The following is a 19,806-nucleotide window of genomic DNA, read 5'->3' as shown; positions in this document are numbered from 1 at the left end:
TATATTGGCTGTATAAATTACTTCTATGGCACAAGTTAAATATGAAAGTATGAGTTTACAATTATCTCACAGGTGCTGATATCTTTTTTAAAGTTTTAGGCGTTTTTTGAAATTTAATGCTAGCCTAAAAATAAAACCACATTTTATTAAAACCAAGCTATAAACTATCTTTTTTATAAAATTTAAGCTATTAATTTTAGCTCCTACCCCTCCCCATATCGTTTTGAGACTATAAATTTTTGGATCTATTTTATCTATAACTTCTTTATGGTGTGGGTAAAATAGTTTTATGCAAGTTATTAAAATATACCTATCTTTGATATTTTTTTCAATCTTTGTTTTAAGTAGACCATAAATACTCTTATGAAGGTGTATAAACTCTTCTTTTATGTCTTTTTGATGATGGGTTATTGAGTTTGTATTTTCTTTATTATAATGCACAAATGCTTTATTTAAAAATATGACTTTTTTGGCTTTTTTAAAAATTTGTGTATTTAAAAATAGATCTTCTCCGTATGAAAAATCCGCAAATTTTACATCATTAAAAAGCTCTTTTTTATAAAATTTACTCCAAACATTTGGAGCAAGAATATACCCACCTAAAAAATCAAAATAACAGTCACTACCATTTAGTTTATTGTAATTGTGCTGTATGAGCTTTGAACTACTGTTATTGCCATACTCTTCTATCCAATTGCAGCTTACGATATCTGCATTTTTCTCTTTTGCTGCTTGATAAAGCGCACTTATCATGTCGTGCTCACACCAGTCATCTGAATCAATATGCATAATATATTCACCATTTGCTAGTTGTGTGCCGGTTTTTCTAGCTTGACCTAAACCTTTATTTTTATCGTGGTTTATGATTTTTATATTTTTATTTGGATAGTTTTGTATCACATCTTTTAAAATTTCAATACTTTTATCCTTTGTGCAGTCGTTTACAAAAATATACTCAATATCTTTAAAATCTTGCTCAAAAAGTGAAATTGCACATTTTTTTATATATTTTTCAACTCCGTAAATCGGTGTAATAATGGAGACTTTATAGTTACTCATAAAATAGACCTTTATTATGATTCTTAAGCGTTATGAAAATAATAAAATTTTAAACGATATTTTAATATAATAATTCTTAAAATTCTTTAGCTTAATAGGATGTTTGTTGTTTAACTTTATAAAAAAAGTCAATTTTATTTTTAGTAAAAAGGATAGGCAAAGGCTCTTTTTTATCTTTTTATTTTCGCTTTTTGTCTCTTTTGTTGAGCTTTTTGCTATATCTTTAATAATGCCGTTTGTCGCGATTATAAATGACAGCAATTATATTTTTAATAACAAAATTTTGTTATTTATTTATAATCTATTTAATTTTAAAGTCCCTACGCATTTTACAGTATTTGTTGGTATTTGTCTTATTTTGTTTTATTGTTTTAGGGCTATTATTTTAATGCTTTATACCTATGTTACATCTCGTTTTACAGAGGGTAGGTATTCAGAAATTTCACAAAATATATTTAAAAAACTACTCCATTTAAGCTATGTTGATTTTACAAATATAAAAGAGTCAGACATTAGTAAAAGCATAATAAATGAGGCTTACAATATATGTATATCAATTAATAATTTTTTAACCATAGTAGTCGAGCTTATGATTACTGTTTGTATCTATGTTTTTATGTTGTATGTTGATTTTAAGCTCACCATATTTATTACTCTTATGCTATTTGTGGCAGTTTTTGTGCTTTTAAAGATTGTCTCACCTAGGCTAAAAAAATATGGAAAACATAGGGAGGAAAATCAAAAACAATTTTTTGATACTATTTATCATGTATTTAATAACTATAAAATGTTTAAAATTTCAACTATAAAACAGCATGTAATTAAAGAAAATTTTAAAAATGCAAGTAATATTTTTAGAAAATCAACGACTAGAATGCAATTTTTAAACAACATGCCTAGAATTTTTTTAGAGACTATAATGTTTTTGGTTTTGATAAGTATAGCTTTGTTTATAGTTTTAGATGATAGTGCAAATTTAAGCGAGAGACTTCATATTTTAAGCTTTATGCTACTTGGTATGTATAGGATGGTGCCATCAACAAATAGAATTTTAAACTCATACGGTTATATTGCTTATCATCATAGGGCTGTTGATGTTATTTATGAAATTTACAATATGAAACAAGAAAATTTCAAAAATAATAGTATTGATTTTAAAAATGAAATAAGGCTAAATAATCTTAGCTTTTCTTACGATAATCATCACGCTGCGCTAAAAAATATTAACTTAAGTATAAAAAAGGGGAGCAAAATAGCTATTATTGGACCTAGTGGTAGCGGTAAATCAACGATGATTGATATTATTATGGGGCTTATTGTACCTAGCAAAAATACATTGTTTGTTGATGGTGTAGGTGTGGATGAGAGTAATTTAATATCATGGAGAAATAAAATAGCTTATGTCCCGCAAGGAATTTATCTGTTTGACGCGAGTATAGCTGAAAACATATATTTTGGAAATAATCGCGATGACGATAAGATAGTAGATGTTCTTAAAAAAGTATGTTTATATGATTTTGTTATGGGCTTAAAAGATGGTGTGGAGACGAATGTAGGCAGCAATGGTGTAAAGCTGAGTGGAGGGCAAAGACAACGCATTGCCATAGCTAGAACCTTGTATAATGATTATGATATATTGATACTAGATGAGGCCACATCTGCACTTGATGAAAAAACAGAAAAGGCTATCATGCATGAAATTTTATCACATAATAAAAACCAAACTATTATCATAGTCACCCACCGATTAAGCAGCATAAAAGATTGTGACTATATTTATGAAGTTAAAAACGGCCTATTAAGTCAAATTTAGGCCGAGTTTTACTAACAGTTTCCTAATTTGCTGTTTTGTAAATTTTTTAAAATCAGAACCAATTGCTATGAAGTGATTAGTGGCTATTAAATATCTTTTACGCGCCTCTTGGCTTGGCATTATTATATCATTAGTGTAGTTTTTGGGTTTATTGCTTGGTGTAAATTTGCACTCTTCATTTTTTTTAGGTTCGGTGTGTATATTTTTATCTCTTAAATGTTTATCTAATAGACTGTTTGGACTTATACATATAAAATTTACATCGTAATTGTTTTTTAAAAAGATTAAAGCTTCTACGTCAAAGTATTCTTTGTGGTATGAGAACTTATAATGATCTGTTTTGAAATTATTAATTATAGTAGTTAAGTTTTTCTTTTTGGTATCAAACGCATAGTAATCTACCTCCTTTGAATAAAAGTCGATTCCTGTTAGATATATATTTTTATATCCTTTTGCGATAGCGTATGCACACATATATATGCCTGACGTTATGCGGTTGTTTTTGTAGATCTCGTTAAATTTTACAAATGTATCAAAATCTTTTAGCTTGCTATACGTTTCATACCCATCTTCTACATCAGGAAAAAATATCTTTTGTATATTTTTTAATTCCTCTACTTCAAATTTGCTTAAGCATAAATTAGATAACACAATGTTTTTTATTATATACTCGTCTTTTTCTTCTAATGTTTTAAACGTGAGGTACTGCTCAAGTGCTACCCCTGAATTTAAAAAAGCAAAATCACATCTTTTACCTAAAAAATACCTGTCTTCAAAATAAAATTGATTACACCTAAAAATATCATAAGAGTCCGGTAATAAAGAGTAATCTATATTTTTTAGGCTTGGACCATTGCCAGATATTAGTGCATTTGTTGAGTTCAACCCCCCCCCTTTTTTTTGTTTCTTAAAAATTTATAATGTGTCAAAATTATATCTATTTTGATATAATTTTACCTTTAAATTTATAAAAAAAATGTATAATTAGAACTTTAAAATGCATTTTAGGATTTGTTTGTTATGTTAGCTAAGAAAAAGCTACTTTTTATAACTGGGACAAGGGCTGATTTTGGAAAACTAAAACCTCTTTTGTCGTATATAGAAAAGAGTGATGAGTTTGAGTTGTTTGTTATAGTAACCGGCATGCACATGCTATCTTTATATGGTAGTACATACAGAGAGGTTATAAAACAAAATTATAAAAATATCTACTTGATCAATAATCAATTCATAGATGAACCCATGGGGTCAATTTTGGGTAATAGTATTAATATCTTAAGTAGATTTTTTACAGAAATTAACCCAGATATGGTGTTTGTTCATGGGGACAGGATTGAGGCATTAGCTGGTGCATTAGCTGCTTGTTTTGAGAGAAAACTAGTGTGTCATATAGAGGGTGGCGAGCTTTCTGGAACTATTGATGACAGCATAAGACATGCTATAAGCAAATTTGCACATATTCATTTGGTTGCAAATAATGAGGCTAAAAATCGCCTTATAAAAATGGGTGAAAATAAAGGCAATATCTTTATCATAGGCTCTCCTGATATTGACGTAATGAGTAGTAATACTTTGCCAAATTTAAAAGATGCAAAAGAGTACTATGATATAGATTTTAATAGTTACGCCATTTCAATGTTTCATCCAGTTACTACCGAGTTTGACTATATGCAAGAGTATACAAAACAGTATTTTAAAGCCATAGATGACAGCAATAAAAATTTTATTGTAATATATCCAAACAATGATCTTGGCTCAAAATTCATACTCTCACAGATAGACAAGATGCGTGATTGTAAAAAATTTAAGATTTTCCCATCTATTAGATTTGAATATTTTTTGGTTTTGCTTAAAAATGCTGAGTTTATTATCGGAAATTCAAGTGCAGGGGTGAGAGAAGCTCCATTTTATGGTGTAAATACTATCAATGTCGGCACTAGGCAAAACAATAGAAGCACTTCAAAATTTGTCTATAATTGCTGGTATGATAGTAATGAAATTTTAAAAGCAATCTCAAATTTAAAACCAAATAGTCCTTTAAATAAGGACACAAGCTTTGGTAGTGGAGATAGCCTTAGTAAGTTTATTGAGTTTATCCATAATGATAAAATTTGGCAAACTAATTTACAAAAGGTATTTGTAGAATGAGTAATGTCGCAGTGATACTTGCTAGAGCTAATTCAAAGGGCTTGATAAATAAAAATTTAAGAAAAGTTGGTGGAATTTCTTTAGTTGCTAGAGCAATAACTCAAGCAATAAATAGTGGTGTTTTTGATAAAATTGTTTTATCTACTGATGGCGATGAGATAGCAAAAGAAGGGTTTAAGTATGATATAAAAGTTATCAAAAGACCAGAGTATTTAGCAAGCGATACTGCAAGTTCAATATCTGCGATATTGCATGCTTTAAGTGAGTTGAAAATTACAAAAGGCACTTCGGTTTTATTACAGCCTACAAGCCCTTTAAGGACAGCAAAACATATAAAAGAAGCATTTGAAATTTTTACCAAAACAAACACTGGCAGTTTAGTTTCTGTTACGGAGTGCAAGTCCCATCCATTTAAAATGATTATAGAAAATGATAGTATTTTTTACCCTGTAAATGATTTAAAAAGCCTTGAGTTGCCTAGACAAATATTGCCAAAGGCATATTTGCCAAACGGTGCAATATATATAAATAGTATAGCTGATTTGTTTGAGTTTAAGAGATTTTTTATAGAGCCATTAAATTTATATAAAATGGATGAGATAAGCTCTATAGATATTGATAGTTTGCAGGATTTAAAAAGAGCAAATTTGCTTTGCAAAAGAGCAGAAAATGAATGAAATAATTATAGTTGATAAACCTGATGTAATTTTTAAGGATGTTAATAGCAGAAAAGATGGTGTTAGCGGATTTATTAGGTGTAAAAATGAAGATGAATTTATAGATCAAGTTATTCACTCATGGCTTGAAAATTCAGATGATTTAGGCGCTGGATTTTTAGATGAGCTGGTAGTGGTTTATAATGACTGCATTGATAAAACAGAAGAAGTTTTAAAGCAACTTTTAAAAATCTATCCAAATAAGCTTAAAATTTACCATTATATACCAAAAGTTTTTGCACAAGGTACAAAAGAGTATAAAGAGCTTGGGGCTGATGACTATCAAAGTTTAGTTAATTATTATAATTTTGCTTTGAGTAAAACTACGTATAAATGGGCTGTAAAAATAGATGGTGATATTATATTAGATCCAATTAAAACGGCTGATATCAAGAAATATATGCTAAAAATGAAACCAAATGAGTATCTAAAGTTAAGCGGTATTAATATCATAATGCAACGTAGTGAAATTTATTGTTTAAGCAGTTCTGTTTTTTGCGGTCTTTTTTCTGACTTGTGTCTTTTTAAGGTTCATAAAGATACTTTTTATAAAAAAGACAAATATTGCGAAGTCATGAATTTCCCTAGTGAATATACCGAATTTAAAGATAAAAAACTTTTCATTAATAACACACTAACAGCCTACTATCACATGAAATTTCAAAAAAATGATTTTGGGTTTGGAGTATATGATTTTAAAAACAATCACAACTCAAATTATTATCCAAAAACATGGATATTTATTTTAACTAGCCATCTTGTGCCATTAAGTAAAATTTTAAAACAATACAAGCTTAATATGACAAATCCGAAAGATTTTATAATCTTTAAAAATAACTATGATGATTATAAGACATCGTTTATTGACGCTTTAAAACAAAGCAATAAAAAAGATTGCAGCATAAGCGTTTGGATAGATGAAGCTGGTTTATTTGTAATAAATAAAATTTATAAATGGGGGGGGGTGCAAGCGATATGCAAAATCCTAAAGAATTTAAAATCCAAAATAGATTAGTCGGTATAAACCATGAGCCTTTGATTATATGTGAGATAGGCATAAATCATGAAGGAAGTATTAAGACCGCATTTGAGATGGTTGATGCTGCACACAGGGCTGGAGCTGAGGTAATAAAACATCAAACGCATATTGTTGAAGATGAGATGAGTAATGAGGCAAAGGGTGTTATACCTGGTAATGCTGATGTTAGTATATATGAGATTATGAAAAGATGTGCGTTAAACGAAGAAGATGAGATAAAACTTCAAAAATATGTCGAAAGCAAGGGCATGATATTTATCTCTACACCATTTTCTAGGGCGGCAGCGCATAGACTTCAAAAAATGAATATACCAGCCTATAAAATAGGCTCAGGTGAATGTAACAACTACCCACTTGTAAAATTAATAGCATCTTTTGGTAAACCAATTATTTTATCTACTGGAATGAATGATATTCAAAGCATTAAAAAAACGGTTTCCATAATCGAAAGTGCCGGTGTGCCTTATGCATTGCTTCATTGCACAAATGTATACCCTACAAAGTATAGCGATGTTAGACTTGGTGCAATGAGTGAACTAATGAGAGAATTTCCAAATGCTGTTGTTGGATTATCCGATCATACAACTGATAATTATGCATGCATGGGTGCTGTTGCATTGGGGGCAAGTATATTAGAAAGGCATTTTACCGATAGTATGCATAGAGTCGGACCTGATATAGTTTGTTCTATGGATCCTATTGCGTTTAAGGAGCTGAAAACAGCTTCATCTGCATTGGCCAAAATGAGATTTGGGCAAAAAAACACTTTAATAGATGATGAAAAGCCAACTAAGGCGTTTGCGTTTGCCTCTGTTGTGGCTGATGCTGACATAAAAAAGGGTGATGTTTTAAGTGGTGAAAATTTGTGGGTTAAAAGACCAAGCGGTGGTGATTTTGGTGCTGATGAGTATGAGAGTTTATTTGGTAAAATCGCTAAAAATGATATTGCTAAAAATTCACAAATTAAAAAACAAGATATTTATTAGTTGCAATGTTTATGGATCGTAAAATGCAAATTCTAGATTACGAGGTTGGCATGAAAAAATACGATGTAAGCATAATAGTTCCTATTTATAATGTTGAAAATTTCATAGAAAAATGTGCAACAAGCCTAATGAAGCAAGACTATGAAAGTATAGAATTTATCTTTGTAAATGACTGCACGCTAGATAAAAGCATGGAAGTTTTAAGCCAAACTTTAAATAAATATCCAAATAGAAAAGATGACATAAAAATTATAAATAAACCCCAAAACGAAGGTTTGCCTCAAGCAAGAAAAACAGGATTTGAAAATTCAAATGGAGAATTTGTTCTTCATATTGACTCTGACGATTGGATAGAACCTAACATGGTAAGCAAAATGTATCAAAAGGCAAATGATAATAATGCTGATATAGTTTGTTGTGATTATTTTTTAAACTATCATAACAAACAAGTGTATAGATCACATAATTATATTGGTGCAAATTTTTCAGATTTTAAAAGAAATGATTATATAAAATCAATCTTGGCCATGTATGTTTCTGTTGCATTATGGGATAAGTTGATCGCAAGAAAGCTATATAAAGATGTTATCTTTCCAACTTCTTCTCACGGAGAAGATACCATATTGTGTTTGCAACTATTTTTAAATGCAAATAAAATTTTGCATTTAAACGAGGCTTTTGTTCACTATAATCGCACAAATTCTAATTCTTTATCAACTAGAAATTTTTCAAAACAAGAAATAGAGAGTTTTAAGCTGTTTAGTTCGTTTATTACAAATTTTATATATAAAAATAATTTAAGTGATTGTATAAAGTATCAATATATTGGTTTTTTAAATATTTTTATCCCAAATAATACGAGCAATACCAAGCTGTATATAAAAGAAATTTTGCCACAATCTTATAAAGTAAAATACGTATGGATGAATAAAAAGAATAGTTTTGTTCGTAAAATTTTATACAGTTTGGTGTTTATAAGGCTGGATTTTTTAATCGCTTTTTCTAAAAAATTTTATAGATATATAAAAAATTTGTAATTATGTAAATAGGAGATATTCTTTGAAAATTTTTATAATTGGTAGCATTGCTTCTATGATGATAAATTTTAGACGCGAGTTGATTTTAGAGCTTGTTAGCCAAAACCACGAAGTTTATTGTTTAACAAGCGACTATGATGAAAAAAGCAAAGAGATTGTCAGGTCTTTTGGGGCTATTCCGATTGATTATGATTTGAACGCAAAGGGGTTAAATCCGCTTAAAGATATAAAAGCCACAATAAATTTAATAAAACTACTAAAACATCATAAACCAGATATTGTGTTTAGCTTTTTTGTAAAGCCTGTTATATTTGGCACTATTGCTGCTAAGATTGCTGGTGTGAAACGAAAAGTTGGTATGATAGAGGGGTTAGGAAATGCATTTACTCCACTTTTAAACGAAAGGCAAAAAATAAAGACAAATTTAATAAAGTCGGTTCAGATTTTACTCTATAAATTTTCACTCCCACTGCTTGATAGACTTATATTGTTAAATAATGATGATAAGGTAGATTTGATCGATAGATATAAAATAAGTCTAAAATCTCTTGAAATTTTAGGTCCAATTGGCGTGGATTTAACTAAATTTAGCCACCAAAGACCACTATTAGAGCCTGTTAGTTTTATATTTATAGCAAGACTTTTGGCACAAAAAGGTATATTTGAGTATATAAATGCCGCAAAGATTATAAAAGAGAGATATCCAAATATTAAATTTTATGTTTATGGGGATGCTGATGAAAATAATCCATTTTCTATAAAAAAGGATGAGCTAGAAGAGTATATAAAAAATGATATCATTATCTATAGGGGGGGGGTTAATGATATTGAGGAAAAAATCAAAAATACATCCGTGTTTGTCTTGCCAAGCTACTATCGTGAAGGTTTTCCAAGAAGCACGCAAGAGGCTATGGCAATCGGCAGGGCTGTTATCACAACCAATGTGCCAGGTTGCAAAGATAGCATAAAAGATGGCGTGAATGGCTTTTTGATACCACCATTTGACGTTAAAATTTTAGCTGATAAAATGGAAATTTTTATAAAAAATCCTGATTTAATAGAGAAAATGGGTAAAGAGAGCAGGGCAATAGCGGAAAATAATTTTGACGTGTTTAAAATAAACAAAAGATTAATAACACTTATTTTAGAAAATAGTTATACGCCTTTTTGACCGACCATGATAGCTACTGTATTAAATATCGTCTTTATTTCAAGCCAAAGCGACCAGTGTTTTATGTAGTATAAATCATACATTAGCTTTTGTTTTGCATCGTAGGCATTTTCGCCGTAAGGGTAATTTACCTGCGCCCAGCCAGTTATGCCGGGTCTAACTAGGTGCCTCTCGTTGTAGTAAGGTATCTCTTTTTCAAAGATATTTATCCAGTGTCTGCGTTCTGGCCTTGGACCTATTAAATGCATTTCTCCTTTTAATACATTTATGCATTGTGGTATCTCATCAATCCTGGTTTTTCTCATAAAATTGCCAAATTTAAAAACTCTATCGTCGTTGCTTTTTGCAAATTGTACTCCATTTTTCTCAGCGTCTAATATCATTGATCTATATTTTATACATCCAAATTCTTTATTGTTTAATCCAACTCTTTTTTGCACAAAATAAATCTCTCCTGGTGACTCTTCATCTATGCGTTTTTTGACATAAAATTTCATAAAAAAGTGTATTAAAAATAGCACACTCCCACCAAAATAGTCAATCGCTCGTTTTAAAAACAGCTCAAAAGCATTATACGCCCTGATATCGCTTAAAAAATTCAAATCCCTATCATCATCTGGAATGTAGCATTTTTGAAGAAAAGTTTCTAAGAATAGCTCAATGCTAATTATTTTTGTTTTGTGGTTTTGCCTAAATTGAAGTTTTGTTAGATATTTTATCATCTTTGCGTCAATTGACTCTTTGGAATTTAAAATTATGTAGTGATAATGTTTGTTTGAGAGTAAGCTTTCTAGCCCAGTTCTAGTTTCTTTCTCGTTTGAATACTCTATAAAATCGATATTATCAAAACGCTTTGTTAGTTTTTTTAGCTCAAATTCGCAAAAAGTGTATTTATCACCAAGAACCAGCACAAGAAACCTCGTTTGTTTTTGATTTATTATATCACATTTAGGCAAGAAAATCTTGCCTAAATTTTTTATATTTTTCCGCCCTCGACTACAAGTGATTCAGGATTTACAGTGTCGCCATAAACTGGCTTTAAAGTAGTGTCGTATGCTTTATGAAAGAAATTTTCTTTACCAAGATTTACAATCTCATCATTTAGCCATTTTAGTAGAGCTTCATTGCCTTTTTTAACGGCAGGTGCGATGACATCGACATCGCCAAATGCCTCTATGCCAACTACAAATTTTGGATTTTCTTTAACCCAAGCAAAAAGTAGGGCGTTATCGTGCGATAGTGCAACTCCTCTACCATCTAGTAAAGCAGCGAAAGTTTCAGTGTTTTGATCAAATTTTATCAGCTCTATTTCTGGGTGATTTTTGGTAAAATATGCGTCAGCTGTCGTGCCTTTATTTACGATTAGTTTCTTGCCTTTAAGTTCGCTAATATCCTTAATCACAGCACCTTCAGGGCTTACGACGCCCAAAGAAACCTTCATATAAGGCAATGCAAAATCAACAACCTTTTCTCTCTCTGTTGTTTTTGTGAAATTTGCAAGAGTTATATCAACCTTATCAGCCACCAAGACTTCGGTTCTGCTGGCTGCCTCAACTAGTTCAAATTTAACCTTGCTCTCATCGCCTAGCAAATCCTTTGCGATACGTTTTGCAAAGTAGATGTCATATCCTTGATTTTTGCCGTTTTTATCGACAAAACCAAAAGGTGGTTTATCACTAAAAACCCCGATACGCACGTATCCGCGTTCTTTGATTTTAGCTATCGCATCAGTTTGCGTAGCAGACTTTTCTTCGCCACAACCCGTTAGAAAGACGGTAGCGACTAGCGCCAAAAATGAAAAAAGTATCTTTTTCATCTCTTTCTCCTTTGATTTAAAATAGGACTAAATTTATACTAAAATTTTTATAAAAGCTAGGTTAATTTGGCTACTTAAAGTTGGTTGCTAACTTTTTTTGTTACAAATTTCTTGATTTTTTGGGTTTGATTTAAACCTTAGGATTGATTTTTGCTCGGGCTTTTCTTTTATCTTTGGCACTGAGAAATTTATAAGCACCGCGCTATCCTCGACCATTACCTGAACTATACCGCCAAGTGGGACACTTACGACTGAGGCATAGTCTTGCAAGCCAAACCCAGCCTCAAAGCTAAGCTCATCTTGCGTTAGCTTGGCACTCTCAAACGTATAACCTGCTAACATAAAAACTATGGCAGGTTGGCTGAAATTTTTAGATATCTCATCTGGCAATGTTGGTTGAAATTTAGTAAGATTTAGGTTTGCAACTATGCCAAAATCTATCCCGTTTTGAAGTAAAAAATCTATGCATTCATAAACGTGCATTTTCATCAAAAGTGCAAATTTGTCGTTATTTAAAAGCTCATTTAGCATTTTAGCTCCTCAAATTCTTTTACTATTTTTTTAATCTCATTTAGCCCTATGTTCCAAAATTTCTCATCATCTATATCAAAACCAAATAGTCCAACCAGCTCTTTTGGGCTTTTAGAACCACCGCTACTTAAAAATTTAGTGTAAATTTCAACAAAATTTTCACACTTTTTGCTCTTGTAAAGTCCAAAAAGAGCAAGTACTAAAAGCTGTGCATACGAGTAGGCGTAGCAGTAAAATGGCGTATGAATAAAGTGCGGTATGTAACTCCACCAAATTTTATAATACTCATTTAGTGTCACACTTTTGCCAAACATTTTTGCACTCTCTTCAAGCCAAATTTTATCTAGCTCGTTGCTACTTATCTCGCCTTTGTGCGAATGCACTCGCCTTTCAAATGTGGTAAAGTTTATCTGTCTATAAAGAGTAGCAAAAATATCTTCAAGTTTGCCTGCTAACATAGCCTGTTTTTCTTTTGGCTTTAGCTCGTTTTTTACGTAGTCAAAAACTAGCATTTCGCAAAATACAGAGGCTGTCTCTGCTGTTGTAAGCGGAGTGTCTGAGTTTAAAAAACCAACGCTGTATGATAGCTTTTGATGGATTGCGTGACCTAGTTCGTGGGCTAAGGTAAAGAGATCTCGTCTGCCATCTGTATGGTTTAAAAGCACGTATGGATGGGCGTCTGCTGAACCTGAATGTGAAAACGCACCGCCTCTTTTGGAATCGCTTGGATATACATCAAGCCAACCATTTTCAAATGCCTCTTTTGCTATCTTACCAAATTTAGGACTAAACTCACTAAACGCCTTTAGCACAATCTCTTTGCACTTTTTAAATTCGTATTTTGTCTCATTTTGTTCAAGTGGAGCGTATCTGTCGTAGTCATAAAGTTTTTTAAGCCCTAGAATTTTTCGCTTTTTTTCATAAAATTTATGCACTATATCAAAGCTATTTTCACTAGCTTTTATGAGTGCATTGACGCTTTTTTGGGTTATTTGATTGCTTAGATGTCTTGGTGCTTCAGGGGTTTTAAAATTTCTTAGTTCACAACTTGTCGCAAGGTCTGTTTTTATCATATTATATATGTATGTTAGCAAGTGTTTGTGTTTGCTAAGCTCGTTTGATAAGGATTTTGCAGCCTCTCTGCGTTCATTTCTATTAGTGCTGTGAAGTTTGCTTAAAACCTCCTCTTCGCTTAGCATTTTGCCTTTAAACTTAAATTTCATAGCCGACATACTCTCATCAAAAAGTCTGGCAAAAGCTTCAGCTCCTGTATTTGAGGTGCGAAGCAAAATTTCCTCTTCTTTAAGGCTTAGTTGATGAGGTTTTTGCTCTTTTAAATTTGATAGGTAGTATGCAAATTTTGGAGTTGCTTTTATAAATTTATCTTGAGTTTTTTCATCTAGTGTATTAAACTCAAGTTCAAAAAATAGCAAATTTTGCTGTGCTCTTGTGCATTCCTCGTCAAATTTTGCATAAAAGCTACCCTTTTTTGTATCTTTAGCAAACACTAAAAATGCGTAGGTCATTATCTTTGAGATATCGGCGTTTAGACTTTCATAAGTCTCTATCGATTTAGCAAAATCATTTTGGTTTAAATTATTTAGCTTGTTTTCAAATTTTATTTTGAAATTTTCACAATTTTTCTTTGTCTGCTCTGTAAATTGTTCAAGCTCTTTTGTATTTTTAAAAAGCGGAGTTAAATCCCAAGTGTTCATATAAAATCCTAAAAATTAAATTTTAACTATTTTACACAAAATTTATAAAATTTTAGCCCTTATTTGGGCTAAAATCAATCTTTTATAGTTTCAGAAGCAATAGCTGTAAAGACAACGTCAGATGAGCTATTTAGTGCGGTTTCAACGCTATCTTGTATAACTCCTATGATAAAGCCAACCGCAACAACTTGCATAGCTATATCATCTGAAATTCCAAATAATGCACAAGCAAGTGGCACAAGGAGCAACGAGCCACCAGCTACGCCTGAAGCACCGCAAGCTCCAATGGCTGAGATGAAGCTAAGAAGTAGGGCGTCGCTAAAACTTACAGTTACGTAATCTAGCGAATTTACAGCGGCTAGGGCTAGGATACTAATTGTTATCGCAGCTCCTGCCATATTGATCGTAGCACCAAGCGGTATAGAGATAGAGTAAAGCTCCTCTTTTAGTCCAAGTTTTTTGCAAAGTGCCATATTTACAGGGATATTTGCAGCTGATGAGCGTGTGAAAAACGCAGTAACTGCACTCTCTTTTATAGATGTCATTACAAGTGGATATGGATTTTTACGAGTTACAACAAATGCCATCAGAGGATTGATGACAAATGCAACAAAAAGCATAGCACCAACTAAAACAAAAATAAGCTTTAAATATCCAGCCAATGCGTCAAATCCAGTTTCGTGAATGCTTATGGCAACAAGACCAAATATGCCAAATGGTGCTAGGCGAATTACAAATTTTACTATTTTTGTTACTCCATCGCTCACATCTTTAAAGACATTTTTAGTTTCTTTTGTGCAACCACGCATAGCTATACCAGCACCCACCGCCCAAGTGATGATACCTATGTAGTTCCCGCTACCAATGGCGGTTACTGGATTTTGAACCATTTTAAAAATTAGATCTTTTAACACGTCAATGACATTTTGTGGAGCACTCATTTTTGCACTCTCAACGCCCTTTAAGACAAGCTCAACAGGAAACATAAAACTAGCACAAACCGCGACTACGGCTGCTAAAAATGTCCCAGTTAGGTAAAGTGCAACAACCCTGCCCATACCTTTTGTTTCTCCAAAATCTTTTGTGATTATAGAAGTTGCAACCAAAACAAACACTAACACTGGTGCAACAGCCTTTAGTGCACCTACAAATAAATTACCCAAAATTGCTATCGTGTTTAAAATTTTATTTGCAAACTCAGCCTCTCCTCCCTCAACTGCAAGCTGTGAATGTCCCCAAAAGCCTATGATAGCTCCAAGTGTGATACCTATTAAAATTTGAACGATTAAGTTGCCGTCTGCATATCGCTTTGCCATTTTTGAGATCGCGCTCATTAACCCCCCCCCTTTTTTTTGAAAAATTTCTTTGGAGTATAACAAAAAAAGTTAGTAAATTAAAAATTTAAATATTTTGTTAATTTAAATTTTATTATTAAATGTTACAATTACGCAATTATTTAGATTATAAGGGGAATGTTGATGTATCTATTTACTTCTGAGGTTGTAAGTCCGGGTCACCCTGATAAATGCGCTGATATTATTGCTGATAGCATAGTTGATAAAATTCTTACAGAGGATCCAAATGGTCGTGTTGCTAGTGAGGTTTTTGTAGCTGGTAAAAATGTCATCATAGGTGGAGAGATAAACTCAAAGGTTAATCTTTCGTACCACGATTATGAGGGCATTGTCAAAGACGCACTTGCTCACATAGGATATGATGGCAAGTCAAAATTTACAAAGGCTCAGTGTTTACATCCTGATGATATTGAGGTTAAGGTTTGTATAAATCAGCAAAGCCCTGATATAAATCAAGGCGTAGATCAAGAAGACGGCGAAATAGGGGCTGGAGATCAGGGGATTATGTTTGGTTTTGCAAGTTGTGAAGCTGATGAATATATGCCAGCAGCTATTACTTATGCTCGTATGCTAAGCGATAAGGTGTATAAATTTGCCAAAGCTAATCCAGATAAACTAGGCGTTGATATAAAAACGCAAGTCACGATAGACTATGGCACAAAAGATAACTTTGAAAACTGCCGTCCGCAAAGCATACATACGATAGTTGTGTCGGCACCTTGTGTGGAGAGTATGCATATAGATGAGTTAAGGGCTTTAATTCAAGGGCTTATCGATGATACTGGTTTACCAAAAGAGCTTTATAATAAAGAAAAAACGATAATTTACATAAATCCAACAGGCAGATACGTAAATCACAGTGCGCTTCACGATAGCGGTTTAACTGGTAGAAAGCTAATCGTAGATAGTTTTGGTGGATACGCTCCAATAGGCGGTGGTGCTCAGTCAAGCAAGGACTACACAAAGGTTGACAGAAGCGGTTTATATGCGGCTAGATATATTGCTAAAAACATTGTAGCAGCAGGACTTGCTAAAAAGTGTATAGTCCAGATAAGCTACGCAATAGGCGTGGCTAAACCTACATCTGTTAGTGTAGATACTATGGGAACGCAAATTGCAGGGCTTGATGATGATAAGCTTTCAAATTTTGTTATGCAAAATTTCCCGCTTACTCCAAGATGGATAACACAAAAATTTGGACTTGATAAGCCTAGTAAAGATACGTTTTTATATGCAAAAGTGGCTGCAAAAGGACAGGTTGGAAACGCAAAATATCCTTGGGAAAAGCTTGATAGCATAGATCTGTTTAAAACTCTTTTGGCTTAATGATCTCTGATTTAGAGCCATTTACGCTGTGGTATATTATTTTGTTATATTTTGTGGCGTAGTATTTTAGTAAATTTCTTTGTAAAATCGGCTGGGTTGTTGGGAAAAAGTCTGACTTAAACCAGCCGTTGTTTGTTATTGCAAACATAACGTCAAAATCTCCCTTAAAAAGCCTATCGGTTGTCGCTTCGTAGCATATCGCGTTTCTTATTTTCACGCCGTCTATTGTATAGCTGCTTGGCTCTTTTGCTGTTTTAAAGTCACTTGCTCCGTCAAAAAACAGCTTATTTATTATCTCTTTTGCAAAATTTGGTAGTGGTATCTCCTCGCCAAATGGCACCAAAACAACCTTGTCAAACCTTTTCATAACGCCATTATCAAATAAAAATGTAGAGTTGAAATTTGAGCCATTTTCATAGGCTAAAGATCCGGCTATGATTGCTATTTTATGAGATTTTTCTAAAAGCTCTCTTTGTAGATTTTTTTCGTGTGTCATAAAGGTTGCAAAAGCATTTTCTGGCATTAAAATTGCACGTTTTTTTAAGGCTATTGCGTTATCTATAATCAAAATTGCTTCATCTATAAATTTATCTTTTAAATTTTTATCCCACTTTTGAGATTGTTTGACGTTGGTATTTACAAGTTCAAGAGAAAATGGCAACTCTACGGGCTTTGTATTTTTAAACCCAACACCAAAAGCTAAAGACACAATAACTGCAATAATTCTTAAATATCCTTTAAGATAACTAGCCAAAATAGCTGCTAAAAATATAGCAATTAAACCACGTATATTTGGCTGGAAAATCCCTAAAATCAGCGTTGCTTCAAGATTAAACCAGTTAAAACCAAATGGTGGAATATAACTAAAAATAAATAATAAAATCGCCCTTAAAGCCACAAAACTTGGTAAACTAGCTGCTAAAAAAATAAGCCCATAAATAACCCCAATTCCAAAAATTACAAGTGGTATAAGCCAAGCTAATTCATAGTAAATAAAGCTAAAACTAATCCAATAAAACCATAAAATTCCACTAAAAAAACCAGCCCAAAAAAATCCACATCTATCCAAATTTATAATATTATAGATTGCAAAAAATGTAATAAATGGCGAGATAAAATCGAGAATTTTATTTTCAAAAATCGATATAAATATAAAATTTGAGAGCATTAAGGCATAAACAAAGGCTTTTATTATCTTTTTAATGCTAGAATTACAAGTCAAAAATTTAAAACTAAGGAAACCCAATGCAGGAAGGAAATTTTCTAGCTTCATTACTACCTCTTATCGTGCTTTTTGCGATATTTTACTTTTTGGTTATCAGACCACAACAAAAACAGCAAAAGCAACACCAAGCGATGATACAAGCCTTGCAAAAAGGTGATAAAATCGTAACAAGCGGTGGTCTTGTTTGTGAAGTGATAAAACCAGAGGATGATTTTATCAAAGTAAAGCTTAACGATGACGTAATCGTCCGCATAGCACGTGATTTTGTGGCTAAAAAGATAGAAGCGTAATGGGCTCTAAAATAACTTACAGGCTTGTTATATTTTTAATAGCCATTTTGTTTGGAGTCGGCTTTTCAATGCCGTCTTTTTTGCAAACTCAAACTGGAGCAAAGGTTAGCTTAGGGCTTGATTTACAAGGCGGTCTTTATATGCTACTTGGCGTAGAAACAGAAGTTGCCGTGCACTCAAAGGTAAAGTCAATTGCAGCTAGTGTAAACTACTATGCTAAAAAAGAGGAAATTTTAATAGATAAACTAAAAGTAAAAGATGAAACTATAAATTTCTCTTTGATTGATAGCGACGATGTGTCAAAAGTTGAAAAAATGCTCTCAGAAATTGGCGGTTTAGACGTTAAAAAAGATGGCTTAAACTACTCTTTAAATTTAACAGAGCAAGAGAGAGTGGCAACTCTTGATTATGCTGTATCTCAGGCGGTTGAGACTATTAGAAATAGGCTTGATCAGTTTGGATTGGCTGAGCCAACTGTTGCAAAGCAGGGTAAAGATAATATCTTAGTTGAGCTACCTGGCATTAAGAGCGAGGCTGATGAAATGCGTGCTAGAGAGCTTATAGCAAAGGCAGCACACTTACAACTTATGGCAGTAGACGATAAGCGTCAAGACCAGGCAAACACGATGAGTGCGGCTCAAGCTGAAAGCTATGGAGATATCATATATCCTGATGTTAAAAGTGAAGCCATAAAATATGTCCTAAAAAGTGTGCCAGTGCTTGATGGAGCAATGCTAACAGACGCAAAAGTTGCATTTTCTCAGCAAAATAATCAGCCTATTATAAACTTCTCGCTAAATTCTGAGGGTGCTAGAATTTTTGGAGATTTTACTGGTGCAAATGTCGGTAAACGCTTAGCTATTGTGCTTGACGGCAAGGTTTATTCAGCTCCTGTGATAAACGAGAGAATTGGTGGTGGCAGTGGTCAGATAAGCGGTGGATTTAGCGTTGAGGAGGCTCACGATTTAGCTATCGCTCTTAGAAGTGGTGCGTTACTCGCACCTGTAAAATTGCTTGAAAAGCGTAGTATTGGGCCAAGCCTTGGTGCTGAGAGTATTAGTAAAAGTATGAACGCTTTAGCTGGTGCTTCTATGCTTATTGTATTGTTTATGATTGTTTATTACGGATTTTCTGGAATTTTAGCAAATATTGCACTTGTGGCAAATATTTTGATTTTAATAGCGATAATGGCACTGTTTGGTGCGACTCTTACGCTACCTGGTATGGCTGGTATCGTCCTTACTATCGGTATGGCAGTTGATGCAAACGTCATTATAAACGAACGTATGAGGGAATTTATAAGGGACGGAGCTAGTCTTAAGACTTCGATTAAAAAAGGCTACGAAAATGCGATGAGTGCGATAGTTGACGCAAATATCACAACGCTTATAACGGTTGTAGCTCTTTATGCTTATGGCACTGGTCCAGTTAAAGGCTTTGCTGTTACTATGAGTATAGGCGTTTTAGCTTCCATGCTTACTGCTATTTTAGGCACACACGGGTGTTTTGATTTGATTGCTGATAGGATAGAAAAAAGTGGCAATACAAAATTTTGGTTTGGTTATAAAAGGGGATAGTC

The 19,806-nt window shown here is 32.8% G+C and carries 18 protein-coding genes; 10 read left to right on the top strand and 8 right to left on the bottom strand.

Going from position 1 to position 19,806, the window contains the following annotated elements; genetic code table 11:
- Positions 1-87: 87 nt before the first annotated feature.
- Positions 88-1,059, bottom strand: a complete 972-nt coding sequence (locus CMCT_RS05755) for a glycosyltransferase family 2 protein (RefSeq protein ID WP_034969591.1) — start codon at positions 1,057-1,059, stop codon at positions 88-90.
- Between the two features lie 103 nt (positions 1,060-1,162).
- Here CMCT_RS05755 and CMCT_RS05750 point away from each other — a divergent pair, with 103 nt between their 5' ends.
- A complete protein-coding gene (locus CMCT_RS05750) occupies positions 1,163-2,872 on the top strand; it encodes an ATP-binding cassette domain-containing protein (RefSeq protein ID WP_082198665.1) in 1,710 nt (569 codons plus the stop codon).
- Here CMCT_RS05750 and CMCT_RS05745 read toward each other — a convergent pair.
- Positions 2,858-3,757, bottom strand: a complete 900-nt coding sequence (locus CMCT_RS05745; protein ID WP_034969589.1) for an alpha-2,3-sialyltransferase — start codon at positions 3,755-3,757, stop codon at positions 2,858-2,860. The two genes, CMCT_RS05750 and CMCT_RS05745, sit on opposite strands and share 15 nt — an antisense overlap.
- 135 nt (positions 3,758-3,892) lie before the next feature.
- Here CMCT_RS05745 and neuC point away from each other — a divergent pair, with 135 nt between their 5' ends.
- From neuC to CMCT_RS05715, 6 genes are read left to right on the top strand one after another with little or no spacing between them, the layout of a single operon-like run.
- Positions 3,893-5,020 carry a UDP-N-acetylglucosamine 2-epimerase gene (gene neuC / locus CMCT_RS05740; RefSeq protein ID WP_176325060.1) on the top strand — a complete coding sequence of 376 codons (1,128 nt, stop codon included), beginning with the start codon at positions 3,893-3,895 and terminating at the stop codon, positions 5,018-5,020.
- The gene (locus tag CMCT_RS05735; protein WP_034969586.1) at positions 5,017-5,697 is read left to right on the top strand and encodes an acylneuraminate cytidylyltransferase family protein; all 681 of its coding nucleotides are present in this window, start codon (positions 5,017-5,019) and stop codon (positions 5,695-5,697) included. The genes neuC and CMCT_RS05735 overlap by 4 nt, the downstream gene beginning before the upstream one ends.
- Entirely contained in the window at positions 5,690-6,751 is a 1,062-nt protein-coding gene (locus tag CMCT_RS05730) for a hypothetical protein (RefSeq protein ID WP_176325059.1), read from the top strand. Before CMCT_RS05735 ends, CMCT_RS05730 begins: the two co-directional genes overlap by 8 nt.
- Positions 6,691-7,761: an N-acetylneuraminate synthase family protein gene (locus CMCT_RS05725; RefSeq protein ID WP_425321191.1), complete on the top strand. Its 1,071-nt coding sequence runs from the start codon at positions 6,691-6,693 to the stop codon at positions 7,759-7,761. The genes CMCT_RS05730 and CMCT_RS05725 overlap by 61 nt, the downstream gene beginning before the upstream one ends.
- 23 nt (positions 7,762-7,784) lie before the next feature.
- A complete protein-coding gene (locus CMCT_RS05720) occupies positions 7,785-8,798 on the top strand; it encodes a glycosyltransferase family 2 protein (protein ID WP_051654907.1) in 1,014 nt (337 codons plus the stop codon).
- Positions 8,799-8,820: 22 nt separating this feature from the next.
- Positions 8,821-9,969, top strand: a complete 1,149-nt coding sequence (locus CMCT_RS05715) for a glycosyltransferase family 4 protein (RefSeq protein WP_034969584.1) — start codon at positions 8,821-8,823, stop codon at positions 9,967-9,969.
- Here CMCT_RS05715 and CMCT_RS05710 read toward each other — a convergent pair.
- The 5 genes from CMCT_RS05710 to sstT form a co-directional block, all read right to left on the bottom strand.
- Positions 9,954-10,880, bottom strand: coding sequence for a sugar transferase (locus CMCT_RS05710; RefSeq protein ID WP_034969679.1), 927 nt, complete (start codon positions 10,878-10,880; stop codon positions 9,954-9,956). The genes CMCT_RS05715 and CMCT_RS05710 overlap by 16 nt on opposite strands.
- Before the next feature lie 65 nt (positions 10,881-10,945).
- Positions 10,946-11,785: a cysteine ABC transporter substrate-binding protein gene (locus tag CMCT_RS05705; RefSeq protein ID WP_034969581.1), complete on the bottom strand. Its 840-nt coding sequence runs from the start codon at positions 11,783-11,785 to the stop codon at positions 10,946-10,948.
- Positions 11,786-11,872: 87 nt separating this feature from the next.
- Entirely contained in the window at positions 11,873-12,316 is a 444-nt protein-coding gene (locus CMCT_RS05700) for a hypothetical protein (RefSeq protein ID WP_034969578.1), read from the bottom strand.
- A complete protein-coding gene (locus CMCT_RS05695; RefSeq protein ID WP_034969576.1) occupies positions 12,310-14,031 on the bottom strand; it encodes a M3 family oligoendopeptidase in 1,722 nt (573 codons plus the stop codon). Before CMCT_RS05695 ends, CMCT_RS05700 begins: the two co-directional genes overlap by 7 nt.
- Before the next feature lie 74 nt (positions 14,032-14,105).
- Positions 14,106-15,365 carry a serine/threonine transporter SstT gene (gene sstT / locus CMCT_RS05690; RefSeq protein WP_034969574.1) on the bottom strand — a complete coding sequence of 420 codons (1,260 nt, stop codon included), beginning with the start codon at positions 15,363-15,365 and terminating at the stop codon, positions 14,106-14,108.
- Between the two features lie 144 nt (positions 15,366-15,509).
- Between sstT and metK the strand changes: the two genes are divergently transcribed.
- A complete protein-coding gene (gene metK, locus CMCT_RS05685; protein ID WP_034969571.1) occupies positions 15,510-16,712 on the top strand; it encodes a methionine adenosyltransferase in 1,203 nt (400 codons plus the stop codon).
- Here the strand turns inward: metK and CMCT_RS05680 are convergent.
- A complete protein-coding gene (locus CMCT_RS05680) occupies positions 16,693-17,985 on the bottom strand; it encodes an apolipoprotein N-acyltransferase (protein WP_051654906.1) in 1,293 nt (430 codons plus the stop codon). The genes metK and CMCT_RS05680 overlap by 20 nt on opposite strands.
- Here CMCT_RS05680 and yajC point away from each other — a divergent pair.
- Together yajC and secD are read left to right on the top strand one after the other, a co-directional pair.
- Entirely contained in the window at positions 17,958-18,227 is a 270-nt protein-coding gene (yajC, locus tag CMCT_RS05675; protein ID WP_034969569.1) for a preprotein translocase subunit YajC, read from the top strand. The genes CMCT_RS05680 and yajC overlap by 28 nt on opposite strands.
- Complete coding sequence (gene secD, locus CMCT_RS05670; RefSeq protein ID WP_169753248.1) at positions 18,227-19,804, top strand: protein translocase subunit SecD; 1,578 nt, start codon at positions 18,227-18,229, stop codon at positions 19,802-19,804. The genes yajC and secD overlap by 1 nt, the downstream gene beginning before the upstream one ends.
- The last annotated feature ends 2 nt before the right edge of the window (positions 19,805-19,806 follow it).

Origin of the sequence: Campylobacter mucosalis (assembly GCF_013372205.1) — a bacterium.
Classification (GTDB): Bacteria; Campylobacterota; Campylobacteria; order Campylobacterales; family Campylobacteraceae; genus Campylobacter_A; species Campylobacter_A mucosalis.
The sequence above is the reverse complement of the archived record's forward strand: the minus strand, read 5'-3'. Positions and strand labels throughout refer to the sequence as shown.

Excerpts from the sequence above, each read along its gene's own strand:
- CMCT_RS05755 (WP_034969591.1), bottom strand. The coding sequence starts at position 1,059 with ATGAGTAACTATAAAGTCTCCATTATTACACCGATTTACGGAGTTGAA.
- neuC (WP_176325060.1), top strand. The coding sequence starts at position 3,893 with ATGTTAGCTAAGAAAAAGCTACTTTTTATAACTGGGACAAGGGCTGAT.
- CMCT_RS05735 (WP_034969586.1), top strand. The coding sequence starts at position 5,017 with ATGAGTAATGTCGCAGTGATACTTGCTAGAGCTAATTCAAAGGGCTTG.
- CMCT_RS05730 (WP_176325059.1), top strand. The coding sequence starts at position 5,690 with ATGAATGAAATAATTATAGTTGATAAACCTGATGTAATTTTTAAGGAT.
- CMCT_RS05725 (WP_425321191.1), top strand. The coding sequence starts at position 6,691 with ATGGGGGGGGGTGCAAGCGATATGCAAAATCCTAAAGAATTTAAAATC.
- CMCT_RS05720 (WP_051654907.1), top strand. The coding sequence starts at position 7,785 with ATGCAAATTCTAGATTACGAGGTTGGCATGAAAAAATACGATGTAAGC.
- CMCT_RS05705 (WP_034969581.1), bottom strand. The coding sequence starts at position 11,785 with ATGAAAAAGATACTTTTTTCATTTTTGGCGCTAGTCGCTACCGTCTTT.
- CMCT_RS05700 (WP_034969578.1), bottom strand. The coding sequence starts at position 12,316 with ATGCTAAATGAGCTTTTAAATAACGACAAATTTGCACTTTTGATGAAA.
- CMCT_RS05695 (WP_034969576.1), bottom strand. The coding sequence starts at position 14,031 with ATGAACACTTGGGATTTAACTCCGCTTTTTAAAAATACAAAAGAGCTT.
- sstT (WP_034969574.1), bottom strand. The coding sequence starts at position 15,365 with ATGAGCGCGATCTCAAAAATGGCAAAGCGATATGCAGACGGCAACTTA.
- metK (WP_034969571.1), top strand. The coding sequence starts at position 15,510 with ATGTATCTATTTACTTCTGAGGTTGTAAGTCCGGGTCACCCTGATAAA.
- yajC (WP_034969569.1), top strand. The coding sequence starts at position 17,958 with ATGCAGGAAGGAAATTTTCTAGCTTCATTACTACCTCTTATCGTGCTT.
- CMCT_RS05680 (WP_051654906.1), bottom strand. The coding sequence starts at position 17,985 with ATGAAGCTAGAAAATTTCCTTCCTGCATTGGGTTTCCTTAGTTTTAAA.
- secD (WP_169753248.1), top strand. The coding sequence starts at position 18,227 with ATGGGCTCTAAAATAACTTACAGGCTTGTTATATTTTTAATAGCCATT.